Consider the following 2786-nt stretch of genomic DNA (forward strand, 5'->3'; position numbering starts at 1 on the left):
CTCATCATTTAAAGGTCTACTATTATTTATGAACCCTTTGCATTTTAGCAAATCAACTAAACCACCACCTACTCCATCTTCATCAGCAATTATGTTGCTCAAAGGTACATTATTTTTGCGCTGTAACTCTTTAATAAATTCGTAACTTTCAGTTATTAACTTTTTTTCAAATTCAAATATTTGAACCCTAAACCCATTCCACAATCCAATTACTATTTTGTCGCTACCTAAACGAGCCACATCGCAAGTTATAAACTTATTACCTTTTAGACTTTCAAAATCATTGCTGAACAAATCAGTTATTTTATCAAAGTTACATAATGCGCTAGGGTCATTGTCAAATTCCCAATTACCAAAATATAAACGCTCTTTTGAATTGGTATCTAATTCTAATAATGATTGTAAATAACTAGTTGGTAAATGTGGATTGTCGGTTGGTAGTGCTTGAATAAACTTTCGATAGTCTTTAATTTCAAAGTCCCTACATGGTTTATAAAATTCAGTATAAACCCAATTTTTAGAAGGATTACAAGTCCCTAATAGTTTTGGTATTAAGTTATTTTCATTTAGTTGGTAACGAATACGTGACTTCACTATTTGCCATGCTTTAAATGTTATTTGGTTAACCTCGTCTATAAATGCGCCAGTAATTTCTAACGAACCTAAACTATCAAAATTAGGGTCACTTGGATATAAAAATAAATCTTTTAAAATTATTTCGCTACCATTTTTAAAATAAATAATGTTTGATTGAGCATTATAAGTAAACTGTTTACCTAGATTTAATTTACTGCTTAAATCAAAAAAAGTATTTAAAGTTGTTTCTTTTAGTGTTTTAAGTTTAGCGCGCCCCATTAACCAACGAGTATTAGGATATTTTAAACAGTTTTCAATTAACCACAAACAGCCAAAGGCTGACTTACCACCTCCAGCTGCTCCACCATAAATAACCTCATTTGTTTGGCTATCTTTTAGGTAATAGTTTGCATATTCCTGTTTTTTTAAAAGTATCAAAATGCTATTTTCTTACCGTATAGACAAGCGTTTTTATTGAGTATGTTCACTTTTTGGGTCAATTCCAGAACCTAAGTTTATAATAATTGGTTTTTCATTATCGCCACTATGTTCTAATTTAGTTTTAAGCAATCCATGTAAATTGGCTTTTTTTTCTACTACTAAAACAGCATTTTTATAATCTTTTACATTAATTAATTTTTTATATAAAAAATCATAACGTGATGATGATTGTTCAAAGATTACTTTTTGATTTTCAGATATTCCGCCTTGAATTATCTTTGTTGCGCTTGAAATATAGTTATCAATTTGTCTTTCCGATACTTTCCATGTTTTTAAAACTTCATGAGTTGCAATATTTTGCATAATTTCAAATCTCCTCAATCCAGATAAAAGCATTTCAGCGATTATTGAAACTCTTTGTTCAAAAATAACTTTTGATGATTTATTTTCTTTTTTATTTCCAGCCATTTTATTTAATTATTTCGTCCATCCATTGTTTATGAAAATCAAACAACTCTTTTGAATTATAAATCGTAAATTGTTCAATTCTTGGATTTGATGTAAAATTAGCACTTCCGCAAATAACGATAAAATCTTTACCATTATCTAATAATGTAACTTTTGAATGATTTTCATTTGAGAATATTCTTTGTCCTCTTTCTTTTAGACCTTCATAAACCATATTGAAAACCTGAGCTTCTCTTTTTTGAAAATATAATCCTACTAAGCAATTTATAGATTTTACTTTTTTATTATCATATAGCTTTAGAATAGCTTCACAATTTGAATTGTTCATTGTCCATGTAGAAAAATAAAAGCTGTTACATTCACCGCCCATTAAATCAATAGCTATTGGAACTAATGTAAAATAGTCAAATGTTCCGTTTGAAACAATATGTATTGATTCTCCTATTTGTGGAATTTCATCTAAAACTATTAAGGCTTTTTCTTTTTTTAAAAACGACTTTACTTTTAGTTTATCATTAATTTTTGTTTTTCTTGCAGTTAATAATTTTGTCGAATTTTCTTCAACAGGCTTATCTAGTTCAAAAAGGCTAAATTCCATTTTTGTGATTTTTTATTTTTTCTGTTACAAATTTTAAGCATTCAACAAAGATACTTTCAGGAACTCTTTTATAAAGTATCTTTGTTGGCTCATTTAATTTTGGTTTTCCTTTTGGATTGTTTACTACTCCTTTTTTAGGCATTATTTTAGTTTTGTAGTAATAGTTAGTAAATTACCAGTTAAACCTCCTCTTGGACTATCGTTTGTTAAAACTGTATCTATTCCGATTGAACTTAATAATAACTGAATATCTTTTGTATAGTCTAGGTTTGAAGTAAATCGACCTAAACCAGATGTGTGAACTGGTCTGATAGTATTATTTTTTAATTTATAGCTTTTATTTGTATTATTAACAATGTCAAAAGCTACTTGATAAGCGATTGATGATTTAGAAACTGTACTTTTTGCTAATTTTTTTGCTGCAATGATTTTAGTTGTTGTTTTCATATTTTGTGTTTTTTTTAAGTTTTTATTTTTTCCCTTATTGTTACACAAAGATACATATTTTTTTATTAATTGCAAGCAAATAATAAAATATATTTACATTTATTTACAACTATTTGATTATCACCACAATAAAATAACACTATTAAACATTATTTCTTTTTGTTCGTCTGAATACATTTACTCTTCTGGGTTCAATTGTGCGAAAATTTCCATTTCTCTATCTTCCATTACTTACTAATGATTAAATCACCCTCTT

General features: G+C 27.5%; 5 protein-coding genes. All 5 read right to left on the bottom strand.

The annotated features are described in order from the left end of the window. Positions 1–1014 (bottom strand): phage terminase large subunit (locus ACIQ06_RS16110; RefSeq protein WP_396147952.1); only part of this gene is annotated, 1014 nt, incomplete at its 3' end. Positions 1015–1047: 33 nt separating this feature from the next. After that, the gene (locus tag ACIQ06_RS16115; protein WP_396147953.1) at positions 1048–1485 is read right to left on the bottom strand and encodes a hypothetical protein; all 438 of its coding nucleotides are present in this window, start codon (positions 1483–1485) and stop codon (positions 1048–1050) included. A gap of 1 nt (position 1486) precedes the next feature. Beyond that, a complete protein-coding gene (locus ACIQ06_RS16120; protein WP_396147954.1) occupies positions 1487–2083 on the bottom strand; it encodes a phospholipase D family protein in 597 nt (198 codons plus the stop codon). Then, the gene (locus ACIQ06_RS16125) at positions 2073–2225 is read right to left on the bottom strand and encodes a hypothetical protein (protein ID WP_396147955.1); all 153 of its coding nucleotides are present in this window, start codon (positions 2223–2225) and stop codon (positions 2073–2075) included. Before ACIQ06_RS16125 ends, ACIQ06_RS16120 begins: the two co-directional genes overlap by 11 nt. Beyond that, positions 2225–2530, bottom strand: a complete 306-nt coding sequence (locus ACIQ06_RS16130) for a hypothetical protein (protein WP_396147956.1) — start codon at positions 2528–2530, stop codon at positions 2225–2227. Before ACIQ06_RS16130 ends, ACIQ06_RS16125 begins: the two co-directional genes overlap by 1 nt. Positions 2531–2786: the final 256 nt, after the last annotated feature.

The sequence above is a fragment of the Flavobacterium sp. genome (genome assembly GCF_044341265.1).
GTDB lineage: Bacteria > Bacteroidota > Bacteroidia > Flavobacteriales > Flavobacteriaceae > Flavobacterium.